At 56.5% G+C, this 16,822-nt stretch carries 14 protein-coding genes; 9 read left to right on the forward strand and 5 right to left on the reverse strand.

Annotated features, from left to right (window positions below):
• Positions 1-18 precede the first annotated feature (18 nt).
• From IPM28_11230 to IPM28_11250, 5 genes are all read right to left on the reverse strand, one after another.
• The gene (locus IPM28_11230) at positions 19-2,184 is read right to left on the reverse strand and encodes a VCBS repeat-containing protein (protein ID MBK9173550.1); all 2,166 of its coding nucleotides are present in this window, start codon (positions 2,182-2,184) and stop codon (positions 19-21) included.
• 163 nt (positions 2,185-2,347) lie between these two features.
• Positions 2,348-3,718, reverse strand: coding sequence for a S8 family serine peptidase (locus IPM28_11235; GenBank protein ID MBK9173551.1), 1,371 nt, complete (start codon positions 3,716-3,718; stop codon positions 2,348-2,350).
• 105 nt (positions 3,719-3,823) lie between these two features.
• Positions 3,824-6,637, reverse strand: a complete 2,814-nt coding sequence (locus IPM28_11240) for a CHAT domain-containing protein (protein ID MBK9173552.1) — start codon at positions 6,635-6,637, stop codon at positions 3,824-3,826.
• Positions 6,638-6,756: 119 nt separating this feature from the next.
• The gene (locus IPM28_11245; GenBank protein MBK9173553.1) at positions 6,757-7,239 is read right to left on the reverse strand and encodes a hypothetical protein; all 483 of its coding nucleotides are present in this window, start codon (positions 7,237-7,239) and stop codon (positions 6,757-6,759) included.
• A 68-nt stretch (positions 7,240-7,307) separates the two neighbouring features.
• Complete coding sequence (locus tag IPM28_11250; protein ID MBK9173554.1) at positions 7,308-7,916, reverse strand: sigma-70 family RNA polymerase sigma factor; 609 nt, start codon at positions 7,914-7,916, stop codon at positions 7,308-7,310.
• 156 nt (positions 7,917-8,072) lie between these two features.
• Here IPM28_11250 and murA point away from each other — a divergent pair, with 156 nt between their 5' ends.
• The 9 genes from murA (at position 8,073) to IPM28_11295 (ending at position 16,751) form a co-directional block, all read left to right on the forward strand.
• Positions 8,073-9,362 (forward strand): UDP-N-acetylglucosamine 1-carboxyvinyltransferase, encoded by a 1,290-nt coding sequence (murA, locus tag IPM28_11255; protein MBK9173555.1) that lies wholly within the window; start codon positions 8,073-8,075, stop codon positions 9,360-9,362.
• Positions 9,363-9,428: 66 nt separating this feature from the next.
• Entirely contained in the window at positions 9,429-9,779 is a 351-nt protein-coding gene (locus IPM28_11260) for a histidine triad nucleotide-binding protein (protein MBK9173556.1), read from the forward strand.
• Positions 9,780-9,814: 35 nt separating this feature from the next.
• Positions 9,815-10,663: a tetratricopeptide repeat protein gene (locus IPM28_11265; GenBank protein ID MBK9173557.1), complete on the forward strand. Its 849-nt coding sequence runs from the start codon at positions 9,815-9,817 to the stop codon at positions 10,661-10,663.
• Between the two features lie 106 nt (positions 10,664-10,769).
• Positions 10,770-12,908, forward strand: coding sequence for a sigma 54-interacting transcriptional regulator (locus IPM28_11270; protein ID MBK9173558.1), 2,139 nt, complete (start codon positions 10,770-10,772; stop codon positions 12,906-12,908).
• A gap of 95 nt (positions 12,909-13,003) precedes the next feature.
• Complete coding sequence (locus tag IPM28_11275; protein MBK9173559.1) at positions 13,004-13,246, forward strand: DUF2442 domain-containing protein; 243 nt, start codon at positions 13,004-13,006, stop codon at positions 13,244-13,246.
• A 72-nt stretch (positions 13,247-13,318) separates the two neighbouring features.
• The gene (gene selB / locus IPM28_11280) at positions 13,319-15,229 is read left to right on the forward strand and encodes a selenocysteine-specific translation elongation factor (protein ID MBK9173560.1); all 1,911 of its coding nucleotides are present in this window, start codon (positions 13,319-13,321) and stop codon (positions 15,227-15,229) included.
• Positions 15,226-15,930: a DUF2071 domain-containing protein gene (locus IPM28_11285; GenBank protein MBK9173561.1), complete on the forward strand. Its 705-nt coding sequence runs from the start codon at positions 15,226-15,228 to the stop codon at positions 15,928-15,930. The genes selB and IPM28_11285 overlap by 4 nt, the downstream gene beginning before the upstream one ends.
• Positions 15,927-16,406: a dihydrofolate reductase gene (locus IPM28_11290; GenBank protein MBK9173562.1), complete on the forward strand. Its 480-nt coding sequence runs from the start codon at positions 15,927-15,929 to the stop codon at positions 16,404-16,406. The genes IPM28_11285 and IPM28_11290 overlap by 4 nt, the downstream gene beginning before the upstream one ends.
• Positions 16,407-16,448: 42 nt before the next feature.
• Positions 16,449-16,751 (forward strand): DUF962 domain-containing protein, encoded by a 303-nt coding sequence (locus IPM28_11295; GenBank protein ID MBK9173563.1) that lies wholly within the window; start codon positions 16,449-16,451, stop codon positions 16,749-16,751.
• The last annotated feature ends 71 nt before the right edge of the window (positions 16,752-16,822 follow it).

Here is a 16,822-nt window from a genome sequence, read left to right on the forward strand (position 1 = left end):
GCCGCACTACTTTGTCTATCATCTGGCGATGACCGGAACGTCGCCTGCGAGGCCGAAAGGCAAGGCCTGGAACGTGCCGTCCGAGCTCCTGAGGATGTACCAAAATCCGTCCGAAGGCCTGAACACCGCTACGTCCGTTTTGCCGTCCGCATCGTAATTACCCGCGACCGGGATATCGCCGTTGAGTCCGAATTGTGCGATCTGGAATCCGCCGTCCGAACTCCGCATCGTGTACCAGATGCCGGTCGAAGGCCGAAAGACAGTGACATCGGCCTTTCCGTCGCCGTCAAAGTCGCCGCGAACGGGCACATCCTCGCTCAGCCCCCAGCGTACTGCTGAGAAGCCGCCGTCGGAACTTCGAAGCCAATACCAAACGCCCGTCGAAGGCCGGAATACCGCAATGTCGTCACGGCCGTCGCCATCGAGGTCTGCCGGGATCGGTTTATCCTCGGATAAGCCGAAATGCAGTATCGTATAGCCCGAGGTGCTGCTGTTCTGCACGTACCAAACGCCGGTCGATGGCCGGAATACCGCAAGATCCGATCTTCCGTCGCCGTCAAAATCGCCGCGTGTCGGCACATCGCTGGCAAAGCCGAATTGTGCAGACGTTATGCCGCCGTCCGAACTGCGCCTAATGTCCCAGATGCCGGATCCATTCACGTTTCGGAACACCGCCGTATCCGTGCGGCCATCGCCGTCATAATCGCCGGAGACGATCCGATCGCCGGCCGAACCGAAGACCGTTGCATTGAACCCAGACGGATTCTGCGAATACCATGCTCCGGTCGACGGGCGGAATACTGCAAAATCGTTGCTGCCGTCGCCGTCGAAATCGCTGTCGCTCGATCGTGCGGTAAGCTGGCCGCGGATCTCGCCGCCCGGATTATTCACGCTCGTGATCACTGCTGACCATAGTCCGGTGCGAAGCTGTTGAACCAAAGCAGCCGAAACATCGATCGTTACCGGAGCGAAATTGCCGTTCTGCCCGCCCGTCACCGGAAAGTTATGTACGGTGATGACGTTGCCGGTGGTCGTTTCTATCCGAGCGCCTGTCTGGCCGCTGCTTAGGTTGTGAAATTCACCAAAAATGGTCGCCTGGGTCTCTGCCGCATTTAGTGTGACCTTGACCTCACCGTTGGCGGTGGTTTGAACAGGCGGTTCGACGCCGGCACCATTCAGGTGGGCCTCGAAAGAGCGTCCCATCGTCGGGCTGGGGCTCGGTGTCGGCCCGGGTGTTCCGGTCGGCGAAGGGCTCGGGCTAGGTCCCGTAAATCCGGAAAAGACGCCGCTCATTATGGTCGTTCCTGCCTGTTGAACGCTGATCGCCGTTCCGACAACGACCGGCGGCACGGTCTCGCCGCGATCCGTTCTCAATCGAAGACGTGCTTCTCGGTCGCTTTCGACCATCATGTTTCCTGCTGCGGTGCCGTTGACGACCACAGATAGGCTTGTTCCTGCAGGCAGGTTGATCTGACGCAGTCTGACCTCGAGTTCGAGGCGGCTGCTGTGTATCTCAAACTCGGCATAACCTAACGGCAGAACACCGTTGATCGTTCCGCCGGAAAGGCCGGCGAAAAGGCTGCTTTCGTTCGGCGTTCCTGTTGGGCTCGGGCTCGGTGAAGCGGTCGGTGATGCTGTCGGAGACGCAGTTGGCGACGCTGTCGGTGACGCTGTTGGTGAAGCCGTTGGTGAAGCAGTTGGCGATGATGTCGGTGATGCGGTAGGCGTTGGATTCGGTCCGCCGCCGCTCATTACGCCGGCAACGAGTACGGTCGTGCCGTTGAGCACCTGTACGACGGAGCCGTCGTTCGTTACAGGAACGTTCTGGCCGTCCTCGGTACGAAGCTTTAGTCTTCCGCGTTGATCGGCTGCAAGGATCACCTGCCCGATATTGTTTCCGTCGACGATCGCCGAAAGCGACGTACCAGCAGGCAGGTTCACATCCTCGATCTCGACCTCTATTTCGCGATGGCCGTTTGCATAGAGCTGATATTCAGCAAAACCGTGCGGGTTGATGCTGCCGCTGGGCGAGACCAGGTTTGCCGCCCTGACCAGGATCGGCACGCCGCCGGCCTCGACCGAATTGTTCATCAGCGGTATAGATATCCATCCCGCTATCGCCGTCATCACGAGGGCTGCCTTCCATATGCGCCCTTTCATCTTTGAGCTTTCCGAGTTGTTCATTCTAGTGTCCATCCTTTTGCAATTCCCTTTATAGTGAGGGGTCGTCAGATAGACAGTGCTCCGAACAACTCGCAAAAGACACTTTGTCGTGTGATAAAGAACAAAAAGGACCGGGCAACATATGCACGGTCCTTACTTGTCTATTTCACAGCCGAAATGACGACTATTTCGTCTGTTTATAGTCGATACCAAAGTCTGTTGTGACTGAACTGGGGATCGGGCAGTTGATAGTGTTCGTCACCGCACACAATGCGTCTACACGGTTGAGCCTGACCTCACCCCACGGCGGAACGTTCCCAAACCTCTTATCGACCGATGTTTCCTTCACGATGTCGAGCCAGTCATGCGGTATCGTCAGCTGCGGATTCTTGGCTCTGACAAGAGCGGTTATACCGCTGACGATCGGTGCTGCCATCGAGGTACCGGTCCATAGTGCATACCGTCCGCCAGGTATCGCGCTTACGATGTCTTCGCCTGGTGCGGTAACCTCGACCCAACTTCGGTCATAAGATGTGAATGCAGCAAGCAGATCGACACGTGTGCTTGCCCCGACGCCGAGCATACCGTTCAGATCCTCTGCGGCCGGAAATACCGGGATCCTGTTGCCTCCGTTACCCGAAGCGGCAACTACCGCCATTCTGTTGGCCCCGATCGGAAATGTCGTGCCGTTCGGTGTCGTTCCGACATCGGCGCATTCGACAAGATCTTTGATCAGCCTTACGTCATCCGGATAGCCAAAACTGAGATTTGCGACCTCGGCCCCATTGTTAGCGGCCCAGATCAACGCCGCCGTTATTCGCCACAGTTCGCCCTCGCCGTTTTGATCGAGGACACGCAGAGGCATTATCTTCGCCGCCGGTGCCGTGATCGCGACGATCCCGGCTACATGCGTTCCATGACCAAATGCCGGGTCGACCCGAAGCGTTCCGACCTCGCTCGGATCCGAGTCGTTATCGACAAAGTCCCACCGAAGCTTTGGCTCCACGAGACGGCCAGAAAATGCAGGATGGCTGAGGTCGATTCCCGTATCGAGCACTGCGACGGTCACTCCCTCGCCGCGCGTCTGCCCTTGCTCAAACGCCTCATTCAGGCGAATTCGCTGTGTGAACCATTGTCTGCTATAGCCCTTCGAACTTCCGCCGATGGCCCACGACCGCCCGATCGCCCATGACCTTCCTTGTGTCCAATCAAGCCCTGTGCGTTCGACCTGCGAGAGCTTTCGGTTCACCTCGGCAAATATGACCCTCGGATCTCCGGGTGCGGGCGTTGTCATTGCAGCGACGACCTGCTCCGGCGTTTGGCCATTCGTTATCGTCAAAAGAAAGATCGGCGGAGTGGCCACCTGCGAAACGGGTTGGGGATCAAGGCCGTACTGAGCGGCGACGGCAGGCAGGGTTGCCGGATCAAGAAGCTGGACTATCACTTGATCCGGAATGCAATCGCATCCGCCGACGGCTCGTTGAGCCGAACCGGCCGGCGTCCAGAGCATAAGCATCAAGACGAATATGCCTGTATAAATTACCGCAGCCCGCATTCTTAATTTCTCCGCGGAAGTCTCCGCCTATCGCAACAGTGCATCGAATTCTATCAAAAAGACGTTCGCCGTCCGAATTCTTTCAAAACTCGAACCGTTGTGCCCCTATTTGCCGATCAAATAGTAGGGTGCCCAAAAATACGGATGTTCCCCGCGCTTTATCTGTTCGATCTGTGCTTTCCGAAGAGATGCAGCAATTGTATCGCCGCGTTGCATTGCGGCGTAAAAGCTCTGCATCATATGCGATGCAGAGACGTCATTTACGGCCCACAAGCTCAGTAGTATATTTCGTGCTCCGGCCGAAAGAAAGCCCCTTGCGAGCCCGAATATCTCCTCGCCGGCACCGACGGCGTTCAATCCGGTCTCGCATGCACTGAGCGTAACAAGCTCGGCATTCAGTTTCTGTTTTCTGATGTCGTTAACTGTCACCCACCCGTCCGCGAGGTGCAGGCTCGAATACAAGGGGTTGTCTGACCGAAAAGTTCCGTGGCATGCGATATGAATGACCCTTTTTCCCGGAGCCATCCTCATATACGCGGCAAACGTGCTCGATTCGCCCGTGTATGCGTCTGCATCCGGAAATACTCGGGATAGCGTCTCGATCTCGCTATCGACGAGGGGAATGCTTTCATCGGCAAAACCGATCAGAAGGACCCCGCGAGGCCTTCGGCTTCCGGCGTTGGCCAGTGTCTGCCAGATCGCTGCGGAGGGTGATCTCACGATCTCACGCGTTTCGATCAAGTAGGTCGCTTCGCTTCGCAAAGCCTGGAACGGAACGTAATTCAAAACTCCGGACGGAACGATGACCAGATTCCGGTCACCGATCGACGTCTCCAGTCGTGAGAACAGCCGTTGATAGAGCCGTTCCAGGATCGCATCGGCGCGTCGTTTCAGGGCCTGTGCGAGGCCCGCTAGATTTGCAGCTCCATATCGAAGCGAATCGAATTGAAACCGCAAAGCCTCAATGTCGGCAGAAATGACCTTGGTCTCTACTATCTTCTCGACATAGTCGATACCCGAATCGCTCACGGTAAACGCCGAAAACCAGCCGTCGTGTTCGACAAATTCGATCAGGGCTCGCCTCTTGCCCAATTGTTTTTGGAGGTTCTCGATATCGAGATCGCCGGTCACATGACGAAGGTGATCAGAACCTGCACCTTTAACCAACGAGCTTCCGATCCGGCGTGTAAGATCAGAAAGCTGTCTTTCCAGTCGGCGTGACTCCTGTGTCAGTTTCGTGTTGTCCAGGACCTCGCCGCGGTCGAGACGGCTGTAGAGCCAATTCAGCCTTTCGCGAAGGTCCGAGGCCTTTGAAGCAAGAGCGTCCGGCCCGCGAGCCTCTGTCGGATCGTTCGCGATCATCGAATCAGCGATCGACCTCGAACGGGCACGTTCGACCCATTTGAGAGCCTCAGCAAATTTCCTTTCTTTGATAAAGATCCTCGAAAGATTTTCAAAGGGTTCGATGGTCGCGGCGAGCACGGCCATTCTAAATTCTTCGCCGGCCAGAGGCGCACGAAGAGCTTCGGCGATCGCCGCCGCTTTCTTAAATGCCGATTTTGCGGTCGACCGCTTTCCGCGAGAGAGCGCGCTCCTGCCCATTGCATTCAACGCTGACAGCGTATAGCGCCGTTGTTCGAGGCGGCGGGCGCGATTGGCCAGATCGGCCAGCAGCGTATCGGCCTTATCGATCGAACCGCATTCGATCTCGATCTCAGCTTCGAGCAGTATCGCTTCCAGGTGATGCCTTGGGTTCTCGGTCACGCCGAGTGTCGTACGCGCCTGACGGACGAGCTCTCTGGCGGTTTGATCATCGCTTCGGGCGAGCGCGGCTCGTGCAAGTGCGAGCTTGGCACGGCCCGCACCTAAAGCGTTCTCTTCGGCGTCAAATATTCTAACGGCTGCGCGCCATTGTTTTTCGGCCGATCGATGGCTGCCAAGGCGGGCGTTGACATTGCCGTAATGCATTCGTGCCCTTGCTTCTTCGGTCCGGAGTTTCAACTGCCTGAAGGTTGGAACGATGCGCTTATAGATCGATACGGCCTCGGTCAGCAATCCTAGTTCGCCGTAGATATCGGCGATCTCGAGTTCGGCGATTGCGGACTGATGCGGCATGCCGAGCGTGTCGTATTTGGTTCTCGAAAGTTCCAAATAATGAAGGGCATTGCCATAGTTTCCGCGATAGGTCTCAAGATTGCCGAGGTTCGCTTCGATCTCGGCTTCAGTGACGGTCATTGACGCATTTTGCGCGCCTGACAGGGCCGCTTCGAATATACTCTCGGCCCGACGAAATTCGTTCAGATCGGTGTACGTATTGGCAAGATCGTTCATTGCCATGATCTGCCATTTTTTTTCACCGGCCCGTTCGAAACGGCCAAGTGCCGAAAGCCCGTATCTTTCCGCATCGCGATGACGCTCACGCCGCGAAGCGATATTGCTGAGGTTCATTTCGATCTTGCCGGCCGCCAGTTCGTCGCCCCGAACCGCGAAGATCGCAAGAGCGCGATTTCCGTTTTCCTCGGCAACATCGTACCGGCCGGTCATCGCAAGCGGTATCAATTTAGCTACAAGCACCTGTGCCGCTTCGGTCAAACGTCCGAGAGCCGAAAACGCAATATAGGCGCGTTCCAGTATCTCTGCGGCCTCATTGAGTCTGCCTTTCGTTATTTCAGATATGCCGGTTATCCAGAGCGTATGTGCATGAGCCTCGCGGTCACCCGATATCTCTGCGACCAGCCTGGCGGCCGCCGCGGTTCGCCTCGCTCTTGAGGGTTCCGTTGCCCATGCTTCGTAACACAACAGCCTGATCTGGCGGGCAAGCTCGGCATCGGTCAGGCCCGGAAATTTTGCTAGAATGCGCCTCCGCTCGCGGCTGTTCGAGGCGTCAGTGAGTAGTTTTGCGAGTTGCTTTTGTCTCATGCAGGTCACAGACAACGACGATGATAGACCCTCTCGAACGATGAAAAAAGGGCTGAACAGGCGATACACGCCGTTCGGCCCTTTTCCTTCGATCTTCTCATCAAGCGAAATTGCGGCTGTTAGAGTTCGATCTTTTCGATGACCACTTCTTCGTCCCCGACGATCAGGGCAATATCGTACGTACCGCCTGCGATTCTCTCAAATTCGAAAGCCGCATTCTCGTCAGTCGTTGTAACCCGTTCGCCCGAATCGCCGATCAGTCTGACCGGGGCATTCTCACAGTCTTCACCGATAACCTGCCCGCTAAGCTTTTTTGACTTGCCTGTCAGCTTCACCCTGATGTCTACCGCAGCGTTGTCCGTGCGATAGAGCATTTGCCGCTCAGCCGCGGCCGTTGCCGATCTCTCACCGAATACCGGCTTGTTCCCGGCAAGGTCGGCCTGCAGCATCGCGACGATACGCCGCAATACTGATCGCTTCGGCTCGGCAGCACGCGTTCGAAAAATGTTCTTCGCCCATTTTACCGAGTCGGCCGGCGCATCGATCGAATCGTCGGCCTCCATCAGCTTGATGATATGTTGGATTCTCTCTTCGGAGTTCATTTCCTTTTACGGCAGCGGTCTGCCCTCGTCGATACAGTGTGCGGTCTCGAACGAAAAAGACATCGGCTTCAATTCGAGAGCATCTTTTCAAGTTTCTTCAGGCAGCGCGACCTTAGTGGGCTGATGCTCGTCTCTCCGACGCCGATCGCCTCAGCAACCGTCGCGTACGAGGCTGCAGTATCGGCGAGATAGATCATCGACAGTATTTTACGGCACCGTTCGTCAAGATCGTTTACCGCCCGGCGGATCAGATGCTGCTGTTCCAATTCGATAAGGACACTTTCGGCTAGCGGCGAGCTGTCGGCGAGATTCTGGATCTCGGTCTCATATTCTTCTTCGCCGATGGCCGAGTAAATGCCTTTTCTGGTTCGAATGACTCCCCACGTTTTGAATTTTGCGGTCGAAACAAGCCAGGAGCGGATACGTTCCGGCTGTTCGATCTCGTCGATCTTCTGAACAAACGTGAGAAATACCTCCTGGAACACGTCGGCACACTGCTCTTCGCTGAGGCCGGCCCGCCGCGGGATCGCGTAGATCAATCGTTGATAACGATCGACGAGCGAGTCCCAAGCAGCCTCATCACCCTTTTTGCAGGCTTCGAAAAGCGCCGCATCTGCCGCTGCGATATTGCTCGCGATGAGACCGCCGGCTTTCGAATGATCAATTCCGTCCTTCATTCAGTGTCAACGATTCTGCATTCTATTAGGGATTTACGCAAGAAATATCGAAAGTTCGTTGTTATTCGAATTAACGAACCGTATCGCCGTATGATAACATCCCGTTTTCGAATGTATAAGATTTGCTTACTGCGGTAACGCCATCGGTATCAGTTTATGGACAAATTCTTGATCAGAGGCGGAAAGCCTCTCAAAGGCGCGGTCAAGGTCAGCGGAGCCAAAAACTCGGCTCTGCCGTGCCTTGCTGCGGCTCTTTTGACGGGCGAAACGGTCACGCTGAACAACGTGCCGTACGTGAAGGACCTGATAACGCAGCGGCGATTGCTTGAGGATCTCGGAGCAACTGTGCTGACGCCCGAACTCAGGGTCCACAGGGTGACTGCGAACCACATCGAAACTTTCGAAGCACCGTACGAGCTGGTAAAGACCATGAGGGCGAGCGTTTTGGCCCTCGGGCCGCTTCTTGCCCGTTTTGGAAAGGCGAAGGTCAGCTTGCCGGGCGGGTGCGCCATCGGTACACGCCCGATCGATCTTCATCTGAAGGCCTTCGAAAAGCTCGGTGCTGCGGTCTCGCTCGAATCGGGCGACGTCGTCGCGACGGCACCGCGAGGTCGGCTTGTCGGTGCGGCGATCGATTTTGAGAAAGTGACCGTTACGGGTACCGAGAATGTGATGATGGCCGCGGCACTGGCCTCGGGACGGACGACGATACACAATGCGGCGTGCGAGCCCGAGATCGAAGATCTGGCTGAACTTCTGAACAAAATGGGAGCAAAGATCGAAGGCGCCGGCACATCGACGATCGAGATCGAAGGGGTCGAATCGCTTGGCGGTGCCGAACATTCGATAATACCCGACCGTATCGAGACCGGAACGTTCCTCGTTGCCGCCGCTATCACGGGCGGCGAGTTGGAGGTGCAGGATTGTCGGCCCGACCACCTCGTGGCGGTGATCTCAAAACTGCGTGAGACCGGTGTCGAGATCGACGAAGCCGATGCCACGACGCTTCGGGTACGGGTAAGGCCCGAAGGCCTGACGTCGAGCGATGTAACGACCGAACCGCATCCGCATTTCCCGACCGACATGCAGGCACAGTATATGGCCCTTATGACCCAGGCAGAAGGCACATCGCGCATCACCGAAACGATCTTTGAGAATCGGTTCATGCACGCATCCGAGCTTATTCGAATGGGCGCCGATATCCAGGTCTCCGGCAATACGGCCGTGGTCCGAGGCAAGACGAGGCTTACCGGTGCGCCGATAATCGCCTCCGACCTCAGGGCGTCGGCATCGCTGGTGCTGGCCGGACTATGCGCTGACGGCGAAACCCTTATCGACCGCGTATACCATATCGACCGTGGCTATGAGACGATCGTCCGCAAACTTCGGTCGGTCGGCGCTGACATCGAGCGGATCAAGGAAAATATAGAAACAGCCGCGGTTTGAGATGCTATCGGCGGCCGGTCGTTTACCGGTAAGCCGTTGCTGTGATTAAATATTGAGAAACACGATATGAACAGCACCGACTGTATTTTCTGCAAGATAATTGCGGGCGAAATTCCATCCGAGATAGTTCATGCGGACGGCATCTGCGTTGCGTTCAACGACGTCTCGCCCCAGGCACCGACCCACATTCTGGTCGTTCCGCGGGCCCATGTCGATTCGCTCGATAAGACCGAAGACAACCAGAGCGAAATGCTCGGGCATCTTCTGTTAACGGCCGCCCAGATCGCGAGGGAAAAGGATCTTGCCGAAAACGGATATCGCATCGTGATCAACACTAACAGCGATGGCGGCCAAACGGTCTTCCATTTGCACGTGCATTTGCTCGGCGGACGTCCGTTCATTTTCCCGCCGGGATGATGCGTTTGCGGCCTTTGGCAAATTTGTTTCAAGCTATGAGATTTCGGATCCTGATCGTCATTACTATTGCTGCCGCAGTCCTTCAACTCGGATGTTCGGGCACCCAACAGAATGGCGCCGATGTCAACGCTCAACAGAACGACACGGCGAACGCGGCGTTTGCGAACGCCGACGAAGCGCTTGCGGAAGGAAGCCGCCTTCTTGATGCGGGCGAGACCGAGCGGGCGATCGAGGTCCTGAACCAGGCTGTTGCGATGAATGGCGATCTTGCCGAAGCATACTTTCGGTTAGGCATCGCCTATTCGCTTGTCGAGTTTCGCGATCAGGTCGCGGCTGATGAGTCGGTCGAACCGACGCCGACCCCGGTTCCCGGTGAAAAGAAACCGAAAGAGATCAGATCGAACTCCGAGATCGCGTTTGAAAAGGCGGTCGCTGCTTATAAACGGATGATCGCCGCAAATCGTGAAGATCACCTCGCCTATTACAATATGGGCCGTTCGTACAACAAGCTCAACGAAGACGAAGACGCGGCAAAAGCGCTTCGCCAGGCAGTTGAATTGAAACCGGACGATTCTGAATATCACACCGAATTGGGTTCGATCCTGATAAAGCTTGCCAAGTATCCAGAGGCCGTCGGCGCGCTCAAAAAGGCCATAGAGCTCGACCCAAACAATCTCGAAGCTGAAGAATTGCTCGAAAAGGCCGAGGCCGGCAGAAAAAGGATAAGTTTCACGACCCTTCCAAAAGACGATAAGAAGGCTTCGAACTCGAATACAAATTCGAATTCGGCGCCCGATGAACCCGCAAGCAATAAAAAACCCGGCCCTCCCGTTGGCGGCGACAAACCAAAACCACCTGTCGCAAATAGGCCGAAGCAGCCGTAGGGCGTGTCGCTAAACTACACACATGCGCGCCAAGGTGTGTCAACTTGACATTGACCTTCGTTGACCTTCAGATTTACCATACAGTTTGCGGAACCGTGATCAAGGTATGGCTCTCACCAAAATAGAATTCGACAATCCGGAAGGCCTTTCGTTGGAACGTAAAGTGCGAATGCATGAAGCGCGCGAGGCGATCATCGAGCGCCTCGCCCGCGACCTTCCGGAGAGCATCGACATCGAGCGATTTCTGAACGTGGTCGTCTCCGAGATCGGCCGAATGCTCGAAGCCGACCGCTGCGATGTACTCCAGCTCGTCGGTGATAAGGAATTACGGATCAGCCACGAATGGCGTCGCGATGATCGGATCCCGTCGAGCCAGGGCACCGTGATCCCGATCGATCGTAAACGGCTCTCCGAACAGTTCGATATCTCAAAGCCGATCCGGATCAACGACACGGCCAGGACCAAAGATCCAACGCTGAAATTTTTTACCAAGGCCCTTGAGACGCGTTCACTGCTTATCATTCCGATATCGCTAAGCGGAAGCGTTATCGGTCTGCTCGGTCTTCACGATACGACCAAGCCGCGTGAATGGCTCGAAGAAGAGGTTCAGTTTCTCGAATCGATCGCCCGTCAGCTTGCGATCGGCTACCAATATACCCGCCTGTACGTCGCGCAGGAGCAGGAAACAAAACGCACGAACGCGCTGCTCGAGATAGCCAATACGCTCAATTCACACTCGGATTTTAACGAGGTCTCGGCCCGCGCTCTGGAACGCGCGATCAGCTTGGTCGGTGCCGACTATGGAGCGCTCGGCGTGATCGATCAGTCCGGGAAAAAGATCTCGCTCGCTTCGTTTAAGGCGGCCGAGGGCGTCACGCCGGGCCGTCTGCTTCGCATGGTCGAATCCCACGGTAAGTCGCTTAATATCGACACATTCCCCGCGGTCGCTGAACTGATCCGCGACGGCAAAACGATGTCTTTGACCGATACGTCGCTGCCCCTGACGATAAGACTCATCTTCAACAAAACGCTTGGCGGCAAGGCCGCTCTCTTGACGCCGGTTCGCGTCGGCGGCACGACCTTTGGCCTGCTCGGCTTCGTTTGGAGCGATCAGATCACATTCGAGGAACACGATGTCGCATTGGTCGAGGGCATCGCCGACCAAATAGGAACCGCACTCGAACGCGACCAACTCTCGGCCGAGGTGATGAGGCTCAAGAGCGAACTGCACCAACGGCAAAGCGAGATCATCGGCCAGGCACCGGCGATCCGGCGGGCGATCGAATTGGCGATCAACGTCGCCGATGCGAACACGACCGTTCTGATACAAGGCGAATCGGGGACGGGTAAGGAACTGCTGGCGAACCTGATCCATTTCAACTCAGGCCGCGAGGGCAAACCGTACATCAAGATCAATTGCGGAGCGATACCCGAGACTCTGCTCGAATCGGAGCTTTTTGGCCATGAGAAAGGTGCCTTCACCGACGCCCGTTCGCAGCGCAAAGGCCGCTTCGAAGAGGCCGATGGCGGAACGCTTTTTCTCGATGAGATCGGCGAGATGTCGATGCAGGCTCAGGTAAGGCTCCTGCGCGTGCTTCAGGACGGTGAATTTACCCGCGTCGGCGGCAAACAGGTGATCAAGTCCGACGTCCGTGTGATCGCGGCCAGCAATCTCGATCTCGATGCGGCGTCAAAGGACGGGCGTTTCCGCAGCGATCTCTATTACCGCTTGTCGGTCTTCCCGATCACGCTGCCGCCGCTCCGCGACCGGCCAGAAGACGTTCATCCGCTCGTGTTTCACTTTTTGGAGCGTTATAAAGAAAAGACCGGCCGCTTCATTTCAGGAATTTCGAAAGAGGCGTTGCGTGCGCTTGTGAGCTATGAATGGCCGGGCAACGTCCGCGAACTTGAAAATGCCATCGAGCGGGCGGTGATCATCGCCTCGGGTCGGCAGATCGAGCTTGACGACCTCCCTGAATCGATCAGCAAGCGGGCATTCGAGGCCTACGCCATCGTCCGGCAGGAGCGTGCAAAGGCCGCTGCCGACGGACGATCGATCGCGATCGAGCTCGAACTTCCTTCATCTATGGAAGAGATCGAGCAAAAGGTCATCGAAGCAATGCTTGAATATACCGAGGGCGACAAATCGCGGGCGGCGCGCCTGCTTGATATCGGGCGTAAGACCCTTTATCGCAAATTGGAACAGTACGAGACCGGCGAACACGAAAAAGCGGGCAGCCTCTGAAGTTGTCGGTCACGGCAGGTGTCGTTCTCGGCCGTCCCGCTTAGGGGCCTGTAAAGTTTGCGATTCTTACCCGATTTCCTGTATCTTTATTTCAAATGAGCCTTTCAGCAGCAAACGTTCAGCCCTTGGCGATAGATGTGATGTGCAGCGATGACGCGCTGCGCGTTGCGCTTGCTGACGGCCGCGCGATCTCGGTCCCGCTGGACTGGTTTCCGCGGCTGGAAAGCGCATCGCCCCGCGAGCGCAAGAATTGGCGGCTTATCGGCGGCGGGCTCGGCATCCGCTGGGAAGCTATCGACGAGGACGTCTCGGTCGAAAATCTCCTGAGGCTCCGGTAGAGCGATCCAGAATATCAACATCGGCCCGCCCGCTTTGCCGGGCGGTTTTGAGTTTACGGCTCGGGAAAAAAGATGGATATCATCGTCGGAACAGCCGGACACATTGATCATGGTAAGACCGCGCTCGTTCGGGCGCTGACGGGAACCGACACGGATCGCCTGCCCGAAGAAAAAAAACGCGGCATAACCATCGACATCGGGTTTGCCGAGATGGAAACCGAAAATTTCCATTTCGGGTTTGTCGATGTGCCGGGCCACGAGCGTTTCGTCAAGAATATGCTCGCGGGCGCCAGCGGCATCGACCTTGTGCTGCTTGTCATCGCCGCTGACGAGGGCGTGATGCCGCAGACACGCGAGCATTTCGAGATATGCCGCCTGCTCGGGCTGAAGCGCGGTATCGTTGTCCTGACGAAAAGCGATCTGGTCGACGACGAGACTCTTGAGCTTGCCCGTCTGGACGCCGCCGAACTCGTCGCCGGTTCGTTCCTTGAAAGTGCTCCGCTCGTTGCGGTAAGTTCGGTCAGCGGCAAGGGCGTCGACGAATTGAAAGCCGAGCTGATGCATTCGGCAGCGCAATTTTCATCGCGAAGCAGTGCTCATGTTGGGTTACTCCCGATCGACCGGACGTTTACCGTAAAGGGGTTTGGCGCGGTCGTCACCGGCACGCTCGTTACCGGCGAGATCAGCGATGGAGCCGAGATGGAACTGCTGCCGTCTGGCAGGCGTGTTCGCGTACGCGGCCTGCAGACACACGGACGTCCGGTAAAGACCGCGCTTGCCGGACAGCGGACCGCCGTAAATATCGCCGGCATCGATCACAGCGAGGTTTCGCGGGGCATGCTGCTTGCCGAACCGGGTGTGATCTCCGCGACGCAGATCATCGATTCGGCGATCGAGATGCTCGAAAGCTCGCCGCGGCCGCTCCGCACGCGGCAGCGTGTTCGGGTTCACATCGGAACCGCCGAGGTGCTTGCACGCGTTCTTGTATTGAATGAAACGGGCGAGGTCGCCCCGGGCGAGAGCGGTTACGTTCAGCTTCGGCTCGAATCCGCTACTGCCTCTTATGCGGGCGAACGCTTCATAATCCGCAGCTATTCTCCGCAGCGGACCATCGGCGGCGGACAGGTCGTGATCCCGGTTGCGGTAAAACACCGGAAGCGGGATATTACAGAAACACGAGAGTTCCTGCGGAAGCTTTCATTGTCTTTCGATCAGAACGCCGCGTTTGTCCGGTTGATCGTCCTGGCTGCCGGCGCCAAGGGTGTTTCAGTCAGGCACCTTCGTTCGCAGACGGGCTGGACCGAAGCGATCACGAAGGCGTCGATCGCCGCGGCCGCCGATTCTATAGAGCAGATCGGAGATCTCCTGATCGGTTCCGCCATCGTTTCAATGTTGATGTCCAACGCCGGATCGACGCTTGCCAGTTTTCATCAAAGCGAACCTCTCGCCGCCGGTATGCCGCGGGAAACGTTTCGCGAACAGGCGTTCGGCGAGATTCCGAACGAGCTGATCGACGCCGTCGTCGTCCGGCTGAACTCTGAAGGAATGATCGTCGCCGAGAAGGAACTCGTACGTTCGGCAGCGCACCGGACCGACCTTTCGCCCGATGAATCGGCATTCGCGAACCGTTTGCTCGCGACTCTGAAAGAAGCAAAGTTCGAACCGCCGAAGATCGACGAGGCGATCGCGGCTTCGCTCGGGAATCTGCGGCCAGCCGATGCGAAAAAACTCATCGTTTTGAAGCTGCGTTCGGGCGAGATGATCAAGGTGACGGACGACCACTATTTCGCGGCATCGGCGATCGATGAGCTTAAAGCAGCGGTGAGGAGTTTTGCCGATACGAGCAGCGACCGCGTGATAGATGTCGCGAAGTTCAAAGAGATAGCCGGCGTCTCGCGAAAATATGCTATACCTTTGCTGGAGTATTTTGACCGTGAACGCGTAACGGTTCGGGCGGGCGACAAGCGTGTGGTGCTGAAATGAAAAAGTTTCTTACAGCCGAATGGCGCGACCTGATAATGGCGAACTACGAGGTTCCGCCCGAGCTTTTGGCTTCGCGTGTTCCCGCCGGAACCGCGCTCGATCTTCACGAAGGCAGGTGCTTCGTCAGCCTTGTCGGGTTTATGTTCCTCGACACGCGTGTGTTGGATTTCCTCGTGCCTTTTCACGTCAATTTCGAAGAGGTCAATCTCCGTTTTTATGTGCGTCGCGAGACGGAGGAAGAAGTTCGGCGCGGAGTCGTCTTTGTAAAGGAGATCGTGCCGCGGGCAGCGATAGCGATGATCGCCCGGCAGCTCTACGGCGAGCCCTACGAACGCTGGCGGATGTCGCACTTCCGCGACGCTTTGCACGTCCGATACTCTTGGGAAAAAGGCGAATGCCGCAACACGATAAGCGTCGAGAGCGGCGCCAACCTCGGCGTACCGGGCGAGGGCTCGCACGAGGAGTTCATTATCGAACACTACTGGGGCTACACAAAACGCCGCGGCGGCAGGACGGACGAATACAAGGTCGGGCATCCTAAATGGGAGCTCTTCGAGGCGGGCAACCCGCATATCGACGTCGATTTCGGCTGTACGTACGGCGATGAATTCGCGTTTTTGAATGACGAAAGACCGTACTCGGTCGTGCTTGCCAAGGGCTCTGACATCGCGGTCTATAAGGGTGCGAAAATGAATATATGATCATCGGCATCGTAGCCATCGCAAAAAACCACGCTATCGGCAAGGGCGGAAAGCTGCCGTGGCATTATCCCGCCGACCTTAGGTTCTTCAAGCAGGCAACGACTGGCAGCGCCGTCGTGATGGGGATGAACACGTGGGCTTCGATCGGGAAGCCTCTGCCCGACCGGCTCAATATCGTCCTCAGCCGAAGCGGAAATATCGAGGTTCAGCCGAGTGTCGTGCTGCTGAGAAGTAAGGAAGAGGTGATCGCTATTTCGGCCTACTTGAATTGTGACGTTTTCATCATCGGCGGTGCGAAAACATACGAGAGTTTTGCCGACGTGATCGATAAATGGATCGTCACCGAAGTACCGGAGACGATCGAGGACGCCGACGTTTTTATGCCGGCAAGTTTCACCGATGGGTTTGATGTTCAGGGCGAACTCGCGCTTGGCGAAGGCCTGATGGCGCGCATCTTTCAACGCCGGCCGAACTGATGTAGAATCATCGCAATTCATCGATAGGAGGGGAACGCCAATATGATGGGTGGAAGAAGCTGGGACGATTGGATCGAGGAATACGCCGACGGCCATCAGCATCCCGTAAATCGGCTGACGCATAGCTTCGGTATTCCGATGATCGCGGTCTCGATATTGATGATACCGGTTTGCTTTTTCGTCAGCGGGCTTTGGATGTTTGCATTGGGCCTGTTCATAGTTGGGTGGATACTGCAGTTCATCGGGCATTATTTCGAAGGCAAGCCGCCCGAGTTCTTTAAAGATTGGCGTTTTCTTTTCGTCGGCCTTCGATGGTGGTTCAAGAAAGTGGTCGGCGTGAAGTGAGCTTCATAATAAGTGATACCCAGGAATTGACGATCTCTTCTAATAGCTGTTGGCTGATCGCTGACAGCTAA

The sequence above is a fragment of the Chloracidobacterium sp. genome (genome assembly GCA_016716305.1).
Lineage (GTDB): Bacteria > Acidobacteriota > Blastocatellia > Pyrinomonadales > Pyrinomonadaceae > OLB17.

What these genes read in the sequence shown, in the direction of transcription:
- murA (MBK9173555.1), top strand. Translation starts at nt 8,073, where the DNA reads ATGGACAAATTCTTGATCAGAGGCGGAAAGCCTCTCAAAGGCGCGGTC.
- IPM28_11260 (MBK9173556.1), top strand. Translation starts at nt 9,429, where the DNA reads ATGAACAGCACCGACTGTATTTTCTGCAAGATAATTGCGGGCGAAATT.
- IPM28_11240 (MBK9173552.1), bottom strand. Translation starts at nt 6,637, where the DNA reads ATGAGACAAAAGCAACTCGCAAAACTACTCACTGACGCCTCGAACAGC.
- IPM28_11265 (MBK9173557.1), top strand. Translation starts at nt 9,815, where the DNA reads ATGAGATTTCGGATCCTGATCGTCATTACTATTGCTGCCGCAGTCCTT.
- IPM28_11285 (MBK9173561.1), top strand. Translation starts at nt 15,226, where the DNA reads ATGAAAAAGTTTCTTACAGCCGAATGGCGCGACCTGATAATGGCGAAC.
- IPM28_11295 (MBK9173563.1), top strand. Translation starts at nt 16,449, where the DNA reads ATGATGGGTGGAAGAAGCTGGGACGATTGGATCGAGGAATACGCCGAC.
- IPM28_11230 (MBK9173550.1), bottom strand. Translation starts at nt 2,184, where the DNA reads ATGAACAACTCGGAAAGCTCAAAGATGAAAGGGCGCATATGGAAGGCA.
- IPM28_11245 (MBK9173553.1), bottom strand. Translation starts at nt 7,239, where the DNA reads ATGAACTCCGAAGAGAGAATCCAACATATCATCAAGCTGATGGAGGCC.
- IPM28_11235 (MBK9173551.1), bottom strand. Translation starts at nt 3,718, where the DNA reads ATGCGGGCTGCGGTAATTTATACAGGCATATTCGTCTTGATGCTTATG.
- selB (MBK9173560.1), top strand. Translation starts at nt 13,319, where the DNA reads ATGGATATCATCGTCGGAACAGCCGGACACATTGATCATGGTAAGACC.
- IPM28_11275 (MBK9173559.1), top strand. Translation starts at nt 13,004, where the DNA reads ATGAGCCTTTCAGCAGCAAACGTTCAGCCCTTGGCGATAGATGTGATG.
- IPM28_11270 (MBK9173558.1), top strand. Translation starts at nt 10,770, where the DNA reads ATGGCTCTCACCAAAATAGAATTCGACAATCCGGAAGGCCTTTCGTTG.
- IPM28_11290 (MBK9173562.1), top strand. Translation starts at nt 15,927, where the DNA reads ATGATCATCGGCATCGTAGCCATCGCAAAAAACCACGCTATCGGCAAG.
- IPM28_11250 (MBK9173554.1), bottom strand. Translation starts at nt 7,916, where the DNA reads ATGAAGGACGGAATTGATCATTCGAAAGCCGGCGGTCTCATCGCGAGC.